Origin of the sequence: Riemerella columbina DSM 16469 (assembly GCF_000374405.1) — a bacterium.
In the GTDB taxonomy this organism is placed as follows: domain Bacteria; phylum Bacteroidota; class Bacteroidia; order Flavobacteriales; family Weeksellaceae; genus Riemerella; species Riemerella columbina.
Map to the genome: position 1 here is coordinate 85,174 of NZ_KB894273.1, position 18,528 is coordinate 103,701.

Genomic DNA, 18,528 nt, shown 5'->3' on the forward strand with positions numbered 1-18,528 from the left:
CAAATGCTACGCTTTTGTAAAAAATTTATAACCCTTTTTTAATTGAAAAATTAAAAATATTCTCTACTCCCCTTTTTTCTTTACTAATAACATCCATTCATCATCTATATAAAGATAACCTTGGTCGTAAACAAAATAATATGTCCCTCCCGATTGGGTTTCTATAATGGAAGTGAATAATGAAAATACAAATCCTTTTTCCAATAATTTAGTTTTTGGAATTTTTGTTTTTCCCGTCGTATTAAACCCCGATAGAATTCTATAATTTTTACGCAATTGGTTATTGATATTACGCATCAAATTATTTTGGTCTTTATTCCTTTGATTGTTATAACTATTACGACAACTATCCGAGCAGAATTTTTTATCTACTCGACCTACAAATTCTCCACCACATTCTAAACATCGTTTTTTACTCATTATTAGTGATTTATACTGATTTTGAATACAAAAATCATTCCATTTGTAAACGCTTACAAACGATTTCATTCGACTATAAATGTTTTTCTACCGATTTATTAATCAATATCATAGCATATTTGCAGTATCAAATAATTGTTCAACTATTTAAAATTTAGAAATCATGAGAAATAGAGTAAGTCTTATCGGTCATGTAGGTAATGCACCAGAAGTTAAAAAGATTAATAATACTAACTTTGCACAGTTTTCTTTAGCCACTAAAGATACTTACACCAACGCCCAAGGCGAAAAAGTGGAAGACACCGAATGGCATAAAATTGTAGCGTGGGGAAAGTTAGCAGAAATTATTGAAAAATATGTGACCAAAGGAAAACAAATCGCCATAGAAGGTAAAATTACCTATCGCCATTACGATGATGCCAATGGTAATAAGCGCTATGTGACAGAAATATTAGCTCAGAATTTATTGCTATTATAAGCCAACTTTAGCATTAAAAAAGGTTCAGTTTGGAGTTAAAGCCTGTTTGATTGAAGAATTAAAACAGGCTTAATGAAAATTTTTCATAAGATTGTTTATCTTTGTAGAAAATATTTGAAGTATTTGAAATTTATCATCATCATTCCTGCACATAATGAAGCACATACGATTTTAAAATGTTTAGAATCGTTAGCCTCGCAGATTTATCAAAACTTTGATTGTATTGTAGTCAATGATGGCTCTAGCGATCATACGCCACAATTAGTAACCACTTTTATTAAAAATCATCCGAATTTCAAAGTTATTAATTTAGAGTCCTCTAAACATCAACCTGGGGCTAAAGTAGTGCGAACTTTTTATGCTGGTTTAAACACTGTGACGCTTAGCGAATACGATATTATTTGTAAATTTGATGCCGATATTATTTTTCCAAATCACTACTTGCAACGCCTAAACGAGATTTATTCCACACACCCCAAAGTGGGGATGGCATCAGGTTTGGTATATGTTAAAAAAGGAAATCAGTGGCAGTTTGAAAATTTATCCTCAAAACATCATGTTCGTGGTCCTATAAAATCTTATAGAATCTCTTGTTTTAAAGCAATGAATGGGTTAAGAGAAACTTTAGGCTGGGATAATATAGATGTGATGCTCGCCCAAATGTATGGTTACGAAATCTGTACCGATAAACAATTATGGGTAAAACATCTAAGACCAACCGCGGAAAAATACAAATCCGAAAAGGCGAAGAAATTGGGTATTTATTTTTATAATATAGGGCTCAACTTACCTTTAGCAATGGTCTCTTCGCTTAAATCTTCGTGTAAAAATCGTTCTGCAAAAGAGTTTTTTATTACAATGAAGAGTTTTACTCACCAAAAACATCCTAGGTTGTTAAATAAAGAAGAAATAAAATATATAAGACACCACAGAAACCCTTTGAAAAACTTATTTAAATCATCAACTAAAAACTGAAAAATTCACAATGCATATGGAATTAAATTATGAACTAAGTGGTATAGATATCAAAACCTTCTATGGAGTTCAAAATCAATATTTTAACCTAATAAAATCCACATTCCCTACGCTAAAAATTACTGGGCGCGACCATTATATCTTCGCTATGGGAAATCCTGAAACTTTAGAGGTTTTGAAAAAAAAACTAGACGATATTGTACAATTTATACATCAAAATAACAGTTTATCATTAAAGGACTTAGAAAGTTTATTATCTATAAAGTCGCCACAGGAAAAAGAATTGGTGTTTGATCAAGATATCATTGTAAAGGGTGTTAATGGAAAAGTGATAAAAGCCAAAACTACCAATCTTAAAAAACTGGTAAAAGAATCCGACAAAAACGATATGGTATTTGCCATTGGACCTGCGGGAACTGGTAAAACTTATACCAGTGTAGCTCTTGCCGTGCGAGCGTTAAAAGAAAAGCAAGTGCGTAGAATTATTTTAACGCGTCCCGCAGTAGAAGCAGGAGAAAGTCTAGGTTTTTTACCTGGGGATTTAAAAGAAAAATTAGATCCTTATTTACAGCCACTTTACGATGCCCTTCGTGATATGATTCCCCATGAAAAACTAGAAAATTTTATAGAAAAAAGAGTGATTGAAGTAGCACCTTTAGCATTTATGAGAGGAAGAACTTTGGACGAAGCCTTTGTGATTCTAGATGAAGCTCAGAACACCACCCACGCCCAAATGAAAATGTTCCTTACCCGTATGGGTATGAATGCCAAGTTCATCATCACAGGTGACCCAAGCCAAGTCGACCTGCCAAGAAAGCAAAAATCTGGTCTTAGAGAAGCGATGCGTATTTTAAACAATGTAAAAGAAATTGGTTTTGTTCATCTAACCGAAGGCGATGTAGTAAGACATCCCGTAGTTAAGAAAATTATCTCCGCCTACAATGATGAGGAAAAACGCCAAAGAGAAGAAAACAATTAAAAGCATTATTTTGAATAAATCTAAATAATTGTTTTCTGATTTTAGTCATTGTACTAAATAAATATTCAGTTTACCTTTGTATTATTAATTTAAAAATTAAAAACGATGAAAAAATTATTTTTAGTAGGTGCTTTAGCACTTTTTGGAGCAATGAATGCTCAAGAGTACAAACCAACAACTGGGGATGTAACAACAGAGTTTGGTTTAACAGGAGGTCTTGGTAATACAAGTATAGAACTACCTGGAAAAGGCGCTTTCTTTAAAGCTAGATATTTCAAAGCAAATAATATGGCTTACAGAATGTCTTTATTTTTAGGTACAAGTTCTAATACTGATGATATAGATAACAAAATTAACGAGGCAAGTCTTTCTGAATTACACACTACGGGGAAAGATAAGTCTTCTAATACTGGATTTTTATTAGGTTTTGGTTTAGAGAAACACTTTACTGGTACTGAAAGACTTTCTCCTTATATTGGAGGTGAATTATTATTAGGTTTCAATAGCCAAAAAACATCAAAAAACACAACAACTGTTAACTCAGGAAAAAATACAACTTATTATAAAAATGAAATTAAATCAGAAGTTAAAGGTCCAAATGAGTTTAGCTTTGGGGTAAGAGGTGTTTTCGGAGCCGATTACTATTTTACTAAAAAAGTATTCTTAGGTGTTGAGGCAGGCTTAGGTCTAGTGTATGCTTCAAAAGGTAAAACTACAACTACTAGTTCTGTATCCATGTCTACAGGTGGTACCACTACATCTAATACAGATACTACAGTAGTACCTGGTGGAAGCTCATTTAGTATTTCGCCTTCAGTAGTTACGGGCATTAGAATTGGTTATACATTCTAATTAAAATTAAAAAAAATTAGTTATAGATATTTAAGCAAGGTATCTAATCAATATCTTGCTTTTTTTGTTAAAAATTAAAACGATGAAAAAATTATTTTTAGTAGGTGCTTTAGCACTTTTTGGAGCTGTGAATGCTCAGCAAAACTCAGTTAAAGTTAATCCATTCGCTCTATTAGGTGGTACTGATATGGTAACTTATGAAAGAGCTATAAGTGGAAACTCTTCTGTAGGTTTAGGTGGAGGAATCGGTGGATTCAAAATTGGAGATGTTAAATATAGTAATGCTGGAGGTACTATATTCTATAGATATTATTTTAATGAAGCATTAAAAGGTTGGTATGGAATGGGATCTGTAGCTTATAGCGGTGGTACTGTAAAATATACTGATGGATTTAATAATAAAGAAGAGAAGCAAAACTTCAGTTCGTTCGGTGGTGGAGTAAAAGCTGGTTATCAATGGTTATGGAATAGTGGTTTTACTTTAGATCTTAACGCTGGATTAGGATACTCTTCATTTAATTATGACTCTAATGAAAGTAGTAACAACATAGCTCTAAAAGCTAGTGGAGTATTACCAATGTTTGGTGTAGCACTAGGTTACTCATTCTAATTATTTATCTTATAAATTAAGATAATTTCTTCTATTAATCGCTTCAAATATCACAATTTGAAGCGGTTTTTTTATTTTTTAATCAATGCTAAGACAAAATAATTGGCTAAAAATTCAATATCTTATTAGTAGCCTAAATTTTCTAACAAACCCTCCAAAATTAAAATTATATTGCTTATATTTGCAGACTTAAATAACTATATTACATTATGAGTACAGTTTTTACTTTATTTATGGTTCTAATCATTGCCGTTTGTGTATTATTGATTATCATTATTATGGCACAAAATCCAAAAGGTGGTGGCTTGTCTGGAACTTTTGGCGGTGGTGCTTCATCAGCATCTTATGGCGTACAGAGAACTAATGATTTTATGGAAAAAGCCACTTGGACTTTAGGGATAGCAGTTGTCGTTTTAATCATCCTAAGTGTAGCCCTTACAGCAAAACCTACGGTAAATGTAGCTCCCGTAGCGGCACCTAAAAAAGAACTTCCAAATGCTTCACAAGCACCAACTCAAAAGGTAGATTTAAATAAAAACACTACCCCAGATACCAAAGCAGAAAAATAATTTATGATATTCTTATATCAATCTATAAATCATAAAGTTACCGATAATCGGTAACTTTATTTTTTTTTATAACAATTTTCTTTTTACTTTGCATTATTGTTATTTTCAATTTAAATTAACACCAATGAAAAAATACCTCGCATTTCTGTTTAGTATTGTCTTTATCTCGCAATATTATACCCAAAATTATAAAATCCATTGGGAAGGTATACATACGATATCCTATTCAGAAAATGAGAATATAATACTCCCTGGCTTTACCAATGAACATTTTGCTTATGAAAATGGTCAAGTTTATCTTCAGAATAGTAAGAAATTAGATCAAAATCAAAACTTTAGTATTACGAATACACAATGGGAAAAATTACCTAGGGAACAATGGTACGATTTAGATGCACAACAAATCACGCCCAATGAAGACTATAACCTTAATACCCAAGTTTCAAAATTTGGTATTTTACTGAATTATAATATTAAAGTTATTAAAAAAGAAAGAGGTGAACTTTACAAATTAGTGGAGTATACATTGGTTCCACAAAAAAAACAACCTTTTAAAACTACTGGGCTTACCCCTATGGCTGCCAGCACTGAAAGCCCATTGAAATCAGGGAACTTCTATAAAATAAAAGTAGATAAAACAGGAGTTTATAAAATTACTTCCGAATTTTTGAGGAATCTAGGTATTGATCCTAAATCTATAAATCCTAAAAATTTGCGGATTTATGGGAATGGTGGACTGATGTTGCCAGAATTTAATCAGGATTTTTATTATAGAACCCTTCAGGAAAATGCCATAGAAGTGGTAGGTGAAAATGACAACCAATGGGATGACCAAGACTACGCCCTATTCTATGCGCAAGGTCCAAATGGCTACAAACTCTACAATAGAGGTAATGCTAGAATAGAAACTAGAGACGACCGTTCCTCTAATGTAACAAATATCTATGAAGATGCTGCCTATTATTTCATTACTTTTGATAAAGGACTTGGTAAAAGAATTACTACCGAAACCGATGCCACACCTTCTACATTTTCAACCACTTATAATGCTTATCAATTCATTAATGAGGATAAAACAAATTTTAAAGGCTTAGGCAGATTATGGGTGGGCGAGGCATTTAACCAAAATAGAGAAATTACCTTTAATTTAAAAGAGCCTATCAATACCAGCGATATTGTTCAGCTCCGTGTTAGAGTGATTTCCAACGATGCAGAAAATGCCAAAATTAACCTCAATATTGGCACACAACAATTGACGAGAATCGCAGGCAAAGACCTTAAAAGTATAATATTTGAAACAAATGTAGACCAACTATCAGGAAACATAATAAAATTAACCCTTAATCCAGATATTAGCCCTAATCCTAATGCTTTATTTTATTTGGATTATGCAGAAATTGACTACCCTCAACCATTGAAATTCAATGATGCGCAATTGGCTTTTAGAGATTATAATATCTATGAAAGCTCTGGGAATGCCTATGGTTTTGAAATCAGTAATGCCACGGGAATTGATCGGGTTTGGAATGTGGCTGATGTAACACAAGTGACTAGAAAAAACAATTTAAGCAGTAGCAATCAAACTTTTAGGTTGGCGTATACGGCAAACTCTACTCATTTTAATAATGAATTTATTGCTTTTAAAATTGATGCCGCCTACACTCCTCAAGCGATAGGTAGAATCCCCAATCAAAATTTACATGGAGATACCGATACCGATTACCTCATCATTACAATTCCTGAATTTTTTAATGAAGCCCAGCGACTGGCTAACTACCACGAAACCCATAATGGCTTCAAAGTAAAAATCGTTGCTCCTGAAACCATATATAACGAATATAGCTCTGGCAGTCAAGATATAACAGCCATTAGAAATTTTGTATCTCATCTGAAAAACAATGGTTCATTAAAGTATGTATTTATTCTAGGAGACACTTCTTACGATTATAAAAATAGAATCCCTAATAATACCAATATTGTCCCTTCCTACCAAAGTGAATTTAGTTTCGATTTTTCCAATTCTTATGTTACAGACGACTATTTCACTATGGTAAAACCACAATATTCTACTAAAATCATCAGCATTCTTCCAGACCTTCCTGTGGGGCGTTTGCCTGCTCAAAATCTTGCAGAAGCCAAAATACTTATCGATAAAACTTTAGCGTATTATAATGCCTTACCAAACCAATCGACACCCTTTGGAGTTTGGAAAATGAATATGGATTTTGTAGTAGATGATGACAAAGATGGGGGTACACCATTCCATACCGTGATAGATCATATTTTAGAACATACATTCGAAACAGGAACAGATAAAAAAGAATACCATATCCGAAAACTTTACCTCGATGCCTTTTCGCCAGAAAGTTCAGCAGGTGGACAACGCTATCCTGCCATTACTCAGGGCATCACAAATGCAATGAACAATAGTTTATTTCTAATGTATTTTGGGCATGGGGGCATCAATGGATGGGCTCAAGAGCGTGTCTTAACTTTATCCGATATTATAAAATTCGATAACTTTAATTCTACTTACTCCCAATTCCCATTAGTTTCCACCATTACTTGTGAATTTACCCTTTGGGATAACCCCAACATCAACTCTGCTGGAGAAGCATTAATGAAGTTAAAAGGTGGTGGCCCCGCTAATATGATTACTTCAAGTAGAGAACTTTCCGTAGATTATGGTAAAAGATTTAGCGAAACTTTTTTAGAGCATATTTTAAAAATTAATGCTTCTAATACATTTAATAGATTAGGCGACGCTTTTCTAGATGCTAAACTCAACTATGGAATCCACTCTGGGCATTTAAAGGTTAATTTTTTAGGCGACCCTGCCATGCCGTTAACAAGACCTCAACCCAAAATTGTAGTAGACCAAATAACCATTCCAGATCATACCAGTATCCGAGCACTAGATTTTATTAAAGTCAAAGGTCATATCATCGACGATAGTGGCAGTAACGATACTAATTTCAATGGTAAAGTTACCGTCAATTTATTTGATAAATTTCAGAATAAAAAAACTAAAAATAACGATGGTAACCTGACCCCTATACTTAGCTACAAAGAAGAAGGCAACCCTATTGTAAAATCTTCTGGCACAGCAGAAAACGGTGTATTTGAACTTGAGTTTTATGTTCCTAAAGATATCGATTTCAGTATTGGTGATGGAAGAATGCTTCTCTACGCAGATAACAAAACCCATGATGTTTACCATAGTCAAAATGTAAAAGTAGGTGGCATCAACCCTAATGGCATTGACGATAATGAGCCACCCAAGATTAAACTCTATATGAATAATACCAATTTTGCAGATGGCGGAATTACTAATGAGAACCCAATACTCTTAGCTTGCCTTACGGATGATACAGGCATCAATGCTACAGGAGCTGGTATCGGACATGATATTACCGTTGTGCTAGATGGTGAAGTCATCAATACTAAAGTGCTCAACGATTATTTTACTCCAGGGGAAGATAATGGCTGTATTTCCGCTAATCTAAAAGATTATCAAAAAGGGACGGTAAACTATCCTTTTAAAAATTTAAAACCAGGTGAACATCAGTTAGTGTTAAAAGTTTGGGACATTAACAATAATTCGGCAACTGCATCGTTAAACTTTATAGTAAGACCTCAAAGTGAGGAAAATTTAGTTGTAAAGCGATTGCTCAACTGGCCAAATCCATTTACCAATAAAACCTATATACAATTTGAGCATAACTGCCCAGATGTTTTGGATGTAACGGCTCAAATTTATACCATCACGGGTAAGTTGGTGAAAACCATTCATCAAACAGTAAGTTCAGAGCCTTTTAGAGAAGGGTTTAGAACAGGTAAATATCAAATAGAATGGGATGGCACAGATAATTATGGTGCTACTGTCGGAAAAGGTTCGTATATTTACAAAGTTTTTGTAAAGAGTAGCAATCAAAGCACTTGCAAAGGCTCTACAACACAAATTGAAAAAATGATTTTATTAAAATAGATTAATTAAAAAATTAGCATTTATTAAATGTTTAATATAATATGTAACCAAAAATTAAAATTAAATACATGAAAATTACTAGAAAATTACTTTTAGGTTTAGGTGTAGCGGTATCTTCATTAGTTTTTGCACAACAAGAAGGTCAGGTACTTACAGGAGCTCCATTTCTTAGAGTTTCGCCAGATGCAAGAGCAGGCGGTATGGGAGACCAAGGGGTAGCCACTTCTACAGATGCGTTTTCTCAATTTTGGAATGCAGCAAAGTATCCTTTTAGCAAAACTACTTCCGCAGTAGCAGTGAACTACACTCCTTATATGAGTAAAATTACCAACGATATATTTTTACTCTACGCAGGATACCACACATTTCTTGATAGTGAAGAACGCTCTACATTAGGTGCTAGTATCTACTATTTCAATATGGGGCAAGTAGATTTAACTAAATTAGTGGGTAGCCAAGTTACCAACGAAGGTTCAGTAACGCCAAATGAGTTTTCACTAGATGTATCTTATGGATTAAAACTTTCGGATACTTACTCTATGGCAGTTACCGGAAGATATATCCGCTCTGATTTTGGAAATTTCAATTCTGATAGCAATTTAAAACCTGCCAATAGTTTTGCAGTAGATGTATCGGGATTCTATCAATCTGAAAAACACCAAAGTTTTGGAGATTACGAAGGAAGAATCCGAGGTGGTTTTGCGGTTCAAAACTTAGGACCTAAGTTAGACTACACTGGGGACGATACTTCTCGTTCTTACTTACCTACTACCATGAGATTGGGTGCAGGATACGACTTATTCTTAGACGACTTAAATAAAGTAGGGGTAACAGCAGAGATGTCAAAATTATTAGTACCTGGGGCTGAATTGAGCTCAGATGGAAAAACCCTTGAGATTCCAAATGTAGGGGTAATGGAAGGGATTGGAAAATCTTTTAGCAACCCTCAAAGCACCATGTTGAGTTTTGCCACAGAATATTCTTATGATAATGCTTTTGCCGTAAGAGGTGGTTATTTTACTGAAAGTCAGTTACAAGGTGGTAGACAATATGCCACCGTAGGGGTAGGCTTTAATTATCAATCATTCGGATTAGATGTGTCTTACCTTATCAACACTTCTAAAACCAATTCAGCATTAGACAATACATTAAGATTTGGCTTAACTTGGAATATTGGTGAAAGTTCATCCAATGCAGATAACTAAAAGCCTCAAATTTAAATAAAGAAGCCGCCTCAAATTGAGGCGGCTTCTCTTGTTAATAACATTATTCAAAAATTATTACGCACCAAAGTGTGCTTTTACTTCATCCAATACAGAAGAATCACTAGAATCTGTAGAAGTTCCTAAAGACACTTTTAAATTTTTGTATTGTGCAGTATCTGCTAAGTGATTTTTAAGTTCTTCTTGAGAGATACCAGGACCAGTTACATACAATTCAACACTATTAGTTATTGCCTTTTCAATTTCTTTGAAAAATTTAGCACGATTAGTTTGTTCAGCATTGTTTGCTGCATTTTCATTAGAATTACCTACTTGTTTCGGTGCAGAAATATGATCGGTTACAGAAAATGAAGATACCTCTTGACCATCATGGTTTTTTACTACAACTGCTTTTTCGTGGTCTAACCATAGACCTGCTAATTTTTTGTCTGACATAATTATATTTTTAACCTTAAGTTTACAAATACCGTGCTAAACTTTTGTTAAAAAATGTTAATATTTATTCGGCATATTATTTGGTGATGCTATCAAATATAAAAATCAATCTTATGAAAAAACTATCATTATTCCTCATTTTATTAGTAGGACAAACCCTATGGGCACAAAAAAACTTTATTGATCAACCGTATTTAGAAACCTCTGCATCCGCAGATACGCTTGTAACTCCAGATCGTATTTATATGAGTATCCTTCTGTCTGAAGCGGAAAGTAAAAACAGAACTTCTGTTGAAGAGCAAGAACAAAAAATGCAAGCGGTATTAAAAAAATTAGGTATCGATACTAAAAAAGATTTACAATTAGACCACCTTAACAGCTATTCTGAAAGTTACTTTTTAAGAGGTAAAAATGTAATCAAACAAAAACGCTATATTTTAATCGTAAGAGATGCTGTTACCGCGGGAAGAGTATTCGCAGGCTTAGAACAAGAGGGAATTTCTAAAATGAATATCACCAAAACAGAATATTCTAAATCTGAAGAACTTTTACTTTCTCTAAAGATGAAAGCCATGAAAGATTCCAAAACTACGGCTACCAAATTAGCACAATCCATAGGACAACACATTGGAAAGGCAATTCAAGTTAGCGATCAAAACTTCAGTTATGCACCTGTAAGAAGCATGAATATGATGTATGCAAAAGCAGAGTATGAAAGTGCTGATAGCATTCCTGAACCCATTGATACCGACTTTAAAAAAATTAAATTCCAAGCCAGAGTACAAGTAATCTATCAATTATTAGATTAATATAATCTCAACTATTTTCTAGCCACTAATTGTAAAATTTAGTGTTTTTTTTATATGATATTGAAAAATAATTATCTTTGCTAAATGAATATACTGTTTTTATTAACTATATGGGATAAGCTAACTCGTCGTCATACATTTACTTACAAGTTGTCAGACGATATTGATTACCTTTTGTATGGTTCTGCAATAATCATCTCTGTACTGATTCTAAAAAGAGTAAGATATCAGCGTCTCACCAAAAAAAACCGTACAGTCATTGCCTTTCAAATTATTGTAAGTTTTCTTATATGCCGTTTATTTATTGCGGTTATTTTCTCATGTATTTCTATATTTTATGGATATATATTTTATCCAAAATACGATGCTAAAGTTGTGGATTTTGTAATTCAAGAACATCGTGGTAGGCGCGGTTATTACTCTGCTAACCACGCTATAATAGAGTTTAAAGACAATTCAGATCAAACAATCCGCATTATGAATAATGAAAGCGACCATCAGGAAACGGCAATTGGAGATCACATCAAGATATACTATCATGATAACCAAGTCGTAGAATACTCTATATACTCTATTATTCAGTACTCAATAACCCTATTGATTTCAATTTTTTTTGTGGTTGCTTATATATTTTGGGTATTAACTTATGAGTATTAATTCATTAAATAAGATTAGAATGGCTCAACTCATCGCAATACAAAACTAAACAAATTATCAACAATAAATATAAATAAAAGAATATTAGGTCTTATTCAAAGCTATTCGTATATCGAGTGGCTTTTTTGATGGTGAACATTGGATATATTCTTTATTTATAGAACAATAACACATAAATTTTCAAATTACATTTTTTTTTGTATTTTTACAAAAACGAAAAATATTATAGGGACTATTATATCCTAAATATAAAAACTTATCTTAATTATAATATATGAGCACAGAAGACTTAAAAATGATTGCCGAAACGGCACGCGATTTCGCTGAAAAAAATATCCGTCCACACATTATGGAATGGGACGAAAGCCAAACTTTCCCAGTAGAACTATTTCATCAGTTAGGAGAAATGGGATTTATGGGAGTTGTAGTTCCTGAAGAATATGGTGGCTCTGGACTTTCCTACCACGAATATGTGGCAATTATCGATGAAATTTCTCAAGTAGACCCTTCTATTGGGCTTTCTGTGGCGGCGCACAACTCTCTGTGTACCAATCATATTTACGAATTTGGAAACGAAGAACAAAGAAAAAAATGGTTACCAAAACTAGCCTCTGGTCAAGTAATTGGAGCTTGGGGATTAACCGAACATAATACGGGTTCTGACGCTGGCGGTATGAATACGACTGCCGTAAAAGACGGCGATGAGTGGGTGATTAATGGGGCTAAAAATTTCATTACCCATGCTATTTCTGGGGATATTGCCGTAGTGATGACCAGAACGGGAGAAAAAAACACTTCTAATAATGCCACTGCCTTTGTTTTGGAAAAGGGAATGCCAGGATTTAATTCTGGAAAAAAAGAAAATAAACTCGGGATGAGAGCCTCTGAAACGGCAGAACTCATTTTTGACAATGTACGCGTACCCGACTCTCATAGACTAGGTGAAGTGGGTAGCGGTTTTAAACAAGCCCTTAAAATCTTAGATGGTGGTAGAATTTCTATTGCAGCACTCAGTTTAGGTATTGCTAAAGGAGCATACAAAGCGGCACTAAAATACGCTAAAGAAAGACACCAATTTGGAAAGTCTATTGCCAGTTTCCAAGCCATCAACTTTATGTTAGCCGATATGGCAACAGAAATTGATGCGGCCGAATTATTAATCAACAGAGCGGCAACTATGAAAAACGCTAAACAAAAAATGACACGCGAAGGGGCTATGGCAAAATTATATGCTTCTGAAGCTTGTGTAAGAATTTCTAACAATGCTTTACAAATCTTTGGTGGCTACGGTTATACTAAAGACTTCCCAGCAGAAAAATATTATAGAGATTCCAAACTATGTACGATTGGTGAAGGCACTTCCGAAATTCAAAGATTGGTCATTGGTAGAGATATTACCAAATAACAGACTTTAAATACCGAAAACACAGCACTGAAATTCAATTATTCAGTGCTTTTTTTTATCTTTGTTGAAAATTTAAAATTAAACTATGGATAAACTAGATAGCCTCAACCAAGTGGCAGAATTTCATAAAACATTTAATGCCCCGATTCTTTCTACTCCTCAAATTCCTTCTAAAGAAAGGTGTGACCTTAGGGTAAGTTTACTTCAAGAGGAATTAAACGAGCTAAAACAAGCCATAGAAGATAAAAATTTAGTAGAAATTGCTGATGCCCTTTGCGATTTACAATATGTATTGAGCGGTGCTGTTTTAGAATTTGGTTTAGGCGAAAAATTTGTAGAACTATTTAATGAAGTACAGCGTTCTAATATGTCCAAAGCATGTAAAAATGAAACTCAAGCCCAAGAAACCGTAGAACACTACAAAACGACTAAAGGCGAAGAGGCTTATTACGAAAAATCTGGGGATAAATACAATGTCCATAGAACTTCGGATAATAAAGTTCTGAAAAACAAATACTATTCACCAGCCGATTTAAAATCAATATTAGACAAATAAACTTTTAAACATGAAAAGAATACTCTCAACTTTTATATTAGCCTCTACCCTATTTTTCTCGCTTAATTCTTGTGGCGTTACCGAAAAAACCATCGTAAATAGAGAAGTGAAATCTGAAAAATATGGTACTTTATTACTCGGCAAGCAAACGCTCAGTCAGTTTCAAAAAGAACCATTTAAAACTTGGTATGACGAGGAATACGCCAACTACGAAACCGATAAAACAACCTTGGCATTATTAGGAAAATCACTTAACAAATATAATCTAAAAGTATTCGTAGGTACTTGGTGTAGCGATAGCCATAGAGAATTTCCAAGATTAATAAAAATTCTAAATGAATCGGGATATCCACTGAATAAATTGACCATCATTGCACTAAGCAAACGCATGGAATCTCCAGAAAGTGAGGAAATAAAATACCATATTAACCGAGTACCCACCATTGTATTAGAAAGATACGGAAGGGAAATCGGTAGAATTGTAGAATATCCAGAAACTGGATTTTTGGAGCAGGATTTGTATAATATTGTAAAGCGAGATGGCAACATCAAAAAAGTGAAAACTAAAAAAGCCAAAAAGACTAAAAAAGTGAAAAAGGCTAAAAAAAACAATTAATATCAATCGATGCTAAGATTTACAAAATACATTATCGGGTTTTTAGTTGGCGTAGTGGTAATGCTGATTTTATTTTTTGCTTGGCGAGGGACTACTCAAAAAGCACAAGATGAAGTGACCAGCGACTATTACCTCATCCAAAACCAAATTTCTAAAATGAATAAAATGGTGGTGGTAGAGCAAGATTTTTCTAGTCTACAACGCACCAGCATTAAATCTGAGTTGCTAGGTAGCAGTTACCTGCCCGTTGCAGAAAAGAAAATCATTACTTTCACTAAAACCAACGCTCAGGTAAGTTATGATTTGCACCAAATGAAAATACAGGTAGATAGCATCAATAAAAAACTCATCATCAAAGAATTGCCAGAGCCCAAAATCCGTATTATTCCAAGTGTGGAAATTCAGTCTATTGATGATTCTTTTTTTGACCGTTTTGATGAAAAAGATTTGAAGAAAATCACAAAAAATGCAAAGGACGAAGCTTATAAAAAAGTTAATCAACAACAATTGAAAGCACAAGGCGAAAAACAACTGATTCAAAATTTAGAAGAAATTTTTGTTTTAGCCAAAGCCCTCAATTATACTATTGAAGACGATACCCACACCTTTATTCCAAAGGAACATTATTAATCAACTTTAGAGTAAAGATAACTTTCAGAGTATAAATCGGTTAAAATCTACGCTGAAATTTGTCACCCAGAAAATATTTTACCATATCCCAAAATCGCTTATATTTGCGGTCTTTTTTAAATTAAAATCAGATGAAAAAGCAAATATTTAGCGTATTATTATTAAGTTTAAGCCTTTCATTCGTTTCAGCTCAAGAGACTGAAAACAGCATCGACCAAGTAGTATTGCAAGGGAAATTTTTAAACCTTCCATACAAAAAGGTTAATGAGAATATAGAAGTCATTACCCAAAAAGAAATCCAACAATCACCAGCCCAAAGTTTAGACGACTTACTACAACAAATCTCTGGTATGGATATCCGTAGAAGAGGCGTTAATGGTGTGCAAAGTGATGTTTCCATCCGTGGTGGTTCTTTTGACCAAGTTTTAGTTTTAGTTAATGGTGTGAGAATGAACGATTCCCAAACGGGGCATAATAACATGAACTTCCCCGTAGATTTATCCGCGATTGATAGAATTGAAGTGATTAAAGGTCCTGCTGCCAGTCGATTTGGACAGAATGCCTATGCAGGGGTTATCAACATTGTGACCAAAGCCCAACTTGGAAAATCCGTAACGATAAAAGCAGAAGGTGGCGATTTCTCAACCTATGAGTTAGGACTTGTAGCACAAGCAAGCAACGAAAAACAAAGCCATCTCTTCCAAGCCAATTCCTTTTCCACAGAAGGCTACCGCTACAACACCGATGCTAAAATCAATAAGGTATTTTATCAAAATCAATTCAATATTAAAGATGGAAAAATTCAATTCCAAGCGGGTTTTTCTGAGAAAAAATTTGGAGCGAATGGCTTTTACGCTTCACCAAAATTTAAAGACCAATACGAAGAAACCCAAGCCTCTATTGTAAGTTTAGGCTATCAGCAAAAGCATGGCGCGCTTAATCTCAATGCAAACGCGTACTGGAGAAGAGGGCAAGATGAATATATTCTAATAAAACAAAAACCACAAATCTACCGCAATCACCATATCGGTAATAATATCGGTGGGGAGTTTAATGCCAGCTATGCGTCTAGCCTTGGGACTACGGGCTTGGGAGTAGAATTGAGAAAAGAATTTTTCGTAAGTTACAATAACAATCCAAAAATAAGTATGGGCGACCGTGAGCGTTTTGTAACCCAGCTGTTTTTTGAGCATCATTTTTCTTTGCTTAACAATCAGCTTCAGATATCACCAGGAATTTCTTGGGCGAATTATGGCAAAGAAGGGAATTTTTTCTACCCAGGTATTAATCTAGGTTATGATATCAACAACCAACACAAAGTCTATGCTGGTGTAGCTAAAGTGCATAGAATCCCAACTTTTACAGACTTGTATTACATCAGTGGTACCGATGAAGGCAATCCTAACTTAAAACCAGAAAGTGCTATTTCATCCGAAGTAGGTTATCGATTTATGGGCAAAGCCATTGGATTTAAATTGAGTGGATTTATGAAGCAATCCAACGATGCCATCGACTGGGTAAAAAAAGATATGAATGATAAATGGCAAGTGAGAAACATTGGAGAAATCAACACCAAAGGTATCGAAGTTTCTCTAAATCAAAAAGTAACGCCATGGTTAAAATATGATTTAGACTATACTTATCTAGAAAATGAATACCAAAATCCAGAACAATTGTTGTCTAAATATGCTCTAGAAAATTTAAAGCATCAGTTCGTTGGAAAATTAAATATAGATTTTACTAAAAACCTAACCAACGAATGGGCATACCGCTATTCCGAAAGAGTTAACTTAGGTAGTTATAATTTATTGGATACTAAACTGACCTACCATAGAAATGATTATAAGTTGTACCTACTCATTAATAACCTAACCAATACAGAGTATACGGAAACCAACCTCGTGCCGATGCCAAAAAGATGGTTTCATATAGGGATGAGCTATACCATCAAATAGACGATTGAAAACTTTTAATCAGTCTAAGGCTAAAAACTTTTTAGATAAAAATTGGTAGAAATCAGTGTAGATTAGTGGTAATTTCTTATATTTGTATTTCAAATAATTTTGTTTTATGAAATTTATCGTAGCAAGTAGCGAATTGCAGAAAGCTTTACAAATGGTAAGCGGTGTTATTACCAACTCTCAATCGCGTCCTATATTGGAAAACTATTTGTTCGAGTTAGACCAACAGAACCTGAAAATTACAGCGTCTGATGGGGAAACTACACTCGTAACTGCTTTAGAAGTAATGTCTGAAGACCAAGGCAAAATTGCCGTTCCTGCTAAAACTTTTCAGGATTTAATTAAAACTTTCGGCGACCAGCCTCTTACATTTATTGTAAAAGAATCTGAAAACGAAATGGCAGGTATTCTAGAGATTTTAGATGATAAAGATACTTATGAAGTGGCACTAGACAATGCTGAAGACTATCCAGAATTACCAGATTTTGATGCATCTCAAAGTGTAACTATGCCATCGGGTGTATTAGCAGAAGCTTTGGCAAATACACTTTTTGCCACGAGTAATGATACATTAAGACCAGTAATGACGGGCGTTTTATTCCAATTTGGAGAGCAAGAGACAAACTTTGTTTCCACCGACTCTCACCGATTGGTAGTCTACAAAAGGAAAGATATTAAGAATGAGGAGCCGATGGACTTCATTATGCCTAAAAAACCATTAAGTATTTTTAAAAATATCTTAGCCAATAATGAAGAAGAGGTAAAAATTGAGTTCAACGACAATATGGCGAAGTTTACCTTTGGTAACCACATCTGGATTTGTCGCTTAATTGATGGAAAATACCCTAACTACAATGGCGTAATTCCTCAAGAAAGCCCTAATTTATTAACGGTTAATAGAAATTTACTTTTAAATTCTATCCGTAGAGCCTCTATCCTATCGAACAAATCTACCAATCAGGTTCGTTTTAAATTATCTGGGAATATTCTTTACTTACACGCCGAAGACACCGAGTTTGCTAACAAAGCCGATATGCAAATCCCTTGTGACTATCAGGGAGAAGATATCAATATCGGGTTCAGTTCTAAATTTTTAACAGAAATGCTTTCTGTTCTAAGTTCAGACGATGTGGTGATGAGAATGTCCCAAGCCAACAGACCTGGCGTTTTAGAGCCTTTAGATGGTTTAGATGAAAATGAACATTTACTTATGCTTTCTATGCCAGTCATAGGAATGTAATTCAAGTACTAATTTTTAATACAATTTGAGATTTGAAATCAACCGCAAATCTCAAATTTTGTTTTACAAATAATGATAATTTTGTTAAGACTTACCAATTAAGACCTTAGCATTATAGAAAAATA

Annotated in this window: 18 protein-coding genes; 16 read left to right on the forward strand and 2 right to left on the reverse strand. The window is 34.0% G+C overall.

Annotation, left to right across the window (positions count from 1 at the left end; all coding sequences use genetic code 11):
* Window positions 1-63 precede the first annotated feature (63 nt).
* Entirely contained in the window at window positions 64-420 is a 357-nt protein-coding gene (locus C237_RS0110805) for a hypothetical protein (RefSeq protein ID WP_018676482.1), read from the reverse strand.
* Between the two features lie 163 nt (window positions 421-583).
* On the opposite strand from C237_RS0110805, the gene C237_RS0110810 reads away from it, so the two are divergent.
* The 8 genes from C237_RS0110810 to porV all read left to right on the forward strand — a co-directional run bounded on the left by C237_RS0110810 (window position 584) and on the right by porV (window position 10,076).
* The gene (locus C237_RS0110810) at window positions 584-898 is read left to right on the forward strand and encodes a single-stranded DNA-binding protein (protein ID WP_018676483.1); all 315 of its coding nucleotides are present in this window, start codon (window positions 584-586) and stop codon (window positions 896-898) included.
* Between the two features lie 123 nt (window positions 899-1,021).
* Window positions 1,022-1,873 (forward strand): glycosyltransferase family 2 protein, encoded by an 852-nt coding sequence (locus C237_RS0110815; protein WP_018676484.1) that lies wholly within the window; start codon window positions 1,022-1,024, stop codon window positions 1,871-1,873.
* Window positions 1,874-1,889: 16 nt separating this feature from the next.
* Complete coding sequence (locus tag C237_RS0110820) at window positions 1,890-2,852, forward strand: PhoH family protein (protein WP_026315647.1); 963 nt, start codon at window positions 1,890-1,892, stop codon at window positions 2,850-2,852.
* 105 nt (window positions 2,853-2,957) lie between these two features.
* On the forward strand, window positions 2,958-3,704 hold the full coding sequence (locus C237_RS0110825) for a hypothetical protein (RefSeq protein ID WP_018676486.1): 747 nt from the start codon (window positions 2,958-2,960) through the stop codon (window positions 3,702-3,704).
* Window positions 3,705-3,786: 82 nt separating this feature from the next.
* Complete coding sequence (locus C237_RS0110830; protein ID WP_018676487.1) at window positions 3,787-4,314, forward strand: DUF3575 domain-containing protein; 528 nt, start codon at window positions 3,787-3,789, stop codon at window positions 4,312-4,314.
* A 209-nt stretch (window positions 4,315-4,523) separates the two neighbouring features.
* Window positions 4,524-4,883 carry a preprotein translocase subunit SecG gene (gene secG / locus C237_RS0110835; protein ID WP_018676488.1) on the forward strand — a complete coding sequence of 120 codons (360 nt, stop codon included), beginning with the start codon at window positions 4,524-4,526 and terminating at the stop codon, window positions 4,881-4,883.
* A gap of 124 nt (window positions 4,884-5,007) precedes the next feature.
* Window positions 5,008-8,871 carry a type IX secretion system sortase PorU gene (gene porU, locus C237_RS0110840; protein WP_018676489.1) on the forward strand — a complete coding sequence of 1,288 codons (3,864 nt, stop codon included), beginning with the start codon at window positions 5,008-5,010 and terminating at the stop codon, window positions 8,869-8,871.
* 68 nt (window positions 8,872-8,939) lie between these two features.
* Window positions 8,940-10,076, forward strand: coding sequence for a type IX secretion system outer membrane channel protein PorV (gene porV / locus C237_RS0110845; protein ID WP_018676490.1), 1,137 nt, complete (start codon window positions 8,940-8,942; stop codon window positions 10,074-10,076).
* Window positions 10,077-10,151: 75 nt separating this feature from the next.
* Here the strand turns inward: porV and C237_RS0110850 are convergent, their stop codons facing one another.
* A complete protein-coding gene (locus C237_RS0110850; protein ID WP_018676491.1) occupies window positions 10,152-10,529 on the reverse strand; it encodes a hypothetical protein in 378 nt (125 codons plus the stop codon).
* 113 nt (window positions 10,530-10,642) lie between these two features.
* On the opposite strand from C237_RS0110850, the gene C237_RS0110855 reads away from it, so the two are divergent.
* The 8 genes from C237_RS0110855 to dnaN all read left to right on the forward strand — a co-directional run bounded on the left by C237_RS0110855 (window position 10,643) and on the right by dnaN (window position 18,403).
* Complete coding sequence (locus tag C237_RS0110855; protein WP_018676492.1) at window positions 10,643-11,338, forward strand: SIMPL domain-containing protein; 696 nt, start codon at window positions 10,643-10,645, stop codon at window positions 11,336-11,338.
* Window positions 11,339-11,422: 84 nt separating this feature from the next.
* Window positions 11,423-11,995: a hypothetical protein gene (locus C237_RS0110860; protein ID WP_018676493.1), complete on the forward strand. Its 573-nt coding sequence runs from the start codon at window positions 11,423-11,425 to the stop codon at window positions 11,993-11,995.
* A 274-nt stretch (window positions 11,996-12,269) separates the two neighbouring features.
* Window positions 12,270-13,400, forward strand: a complete 1,131-nt coding sequence (locus tag C237_RS0110865) for an acyl-CoA dehydrogenase family protein (protein ID WP_018676494.1) — start codon at window positions 12,270-12,272, stop codon at window positions 13,398-13,400.
* 85 nt (window positions 13,401-13,485) lie between these two features.
* Window positions 13,486-13,956 (forward strand): pyrophosphohydrolase domain-containing protein, encoded by a 471-nt coding sequence (locus C237_RS0110870; protein ID WP_018676495.1) that lies wholly within the window; start codon window positions 13,486-13,488, stop codon window positions 13,954-13,956.
* Window positions 13,957-13,966: 10 nt separating this feature from the next.
* Window positions 13,967-14,572 (forward strand): thioredoxin domain-containing protein, encoded by a 606-nt coding sequence (locus C237_RS13410; RefSeq protein ID WP_018676496.1) that lies wholly within the window; start codon window positions 13,967-13,969, stop codon window positions 14,570-14,572.
* 9 nt (window positions 14,573-14,581) lie between these two features.
* A complete protein-coding gene (locus tag C237_RS0110880; RefSeq protein ID WP_026315648.1) occupies window positions 14,582-15,202 on the forward strand; it encodes a DUF4230 domain-containing protein in 621 nt (206 codons plus the stop codon).
* A 131-nt stretch (window positions 15,203-15,333) separates the two neighbouring features.
* Entirely contained in the window at window positions 15,334-17,157 is a 1,824-nt protein-coding gene (locus tag C237_RS0110885; RefSeq protein ID WP_018676498.1) for a TonB-dependent receptor, read from the forward strand.
* A 115-nt stretch (window positions 17,158-17,272) separates the two neighbouring features.
* Window positions 17,273-18,403 carry a DNA polymerase III subunit beta gene (dnaN, locus tag C237_RS0110890; RefSeq protein ID WP_018676499.1) on the forward strand — a complete coding sequence of 377 codons (1,131 nt, stop codon included), beginning with the start codon at window positions 17,273-17,275 and terminating at the stop codon, window positions 18,401-18,403.
* Window positions 18,404-18,528 lie beyond the last annotated feature (125 nt).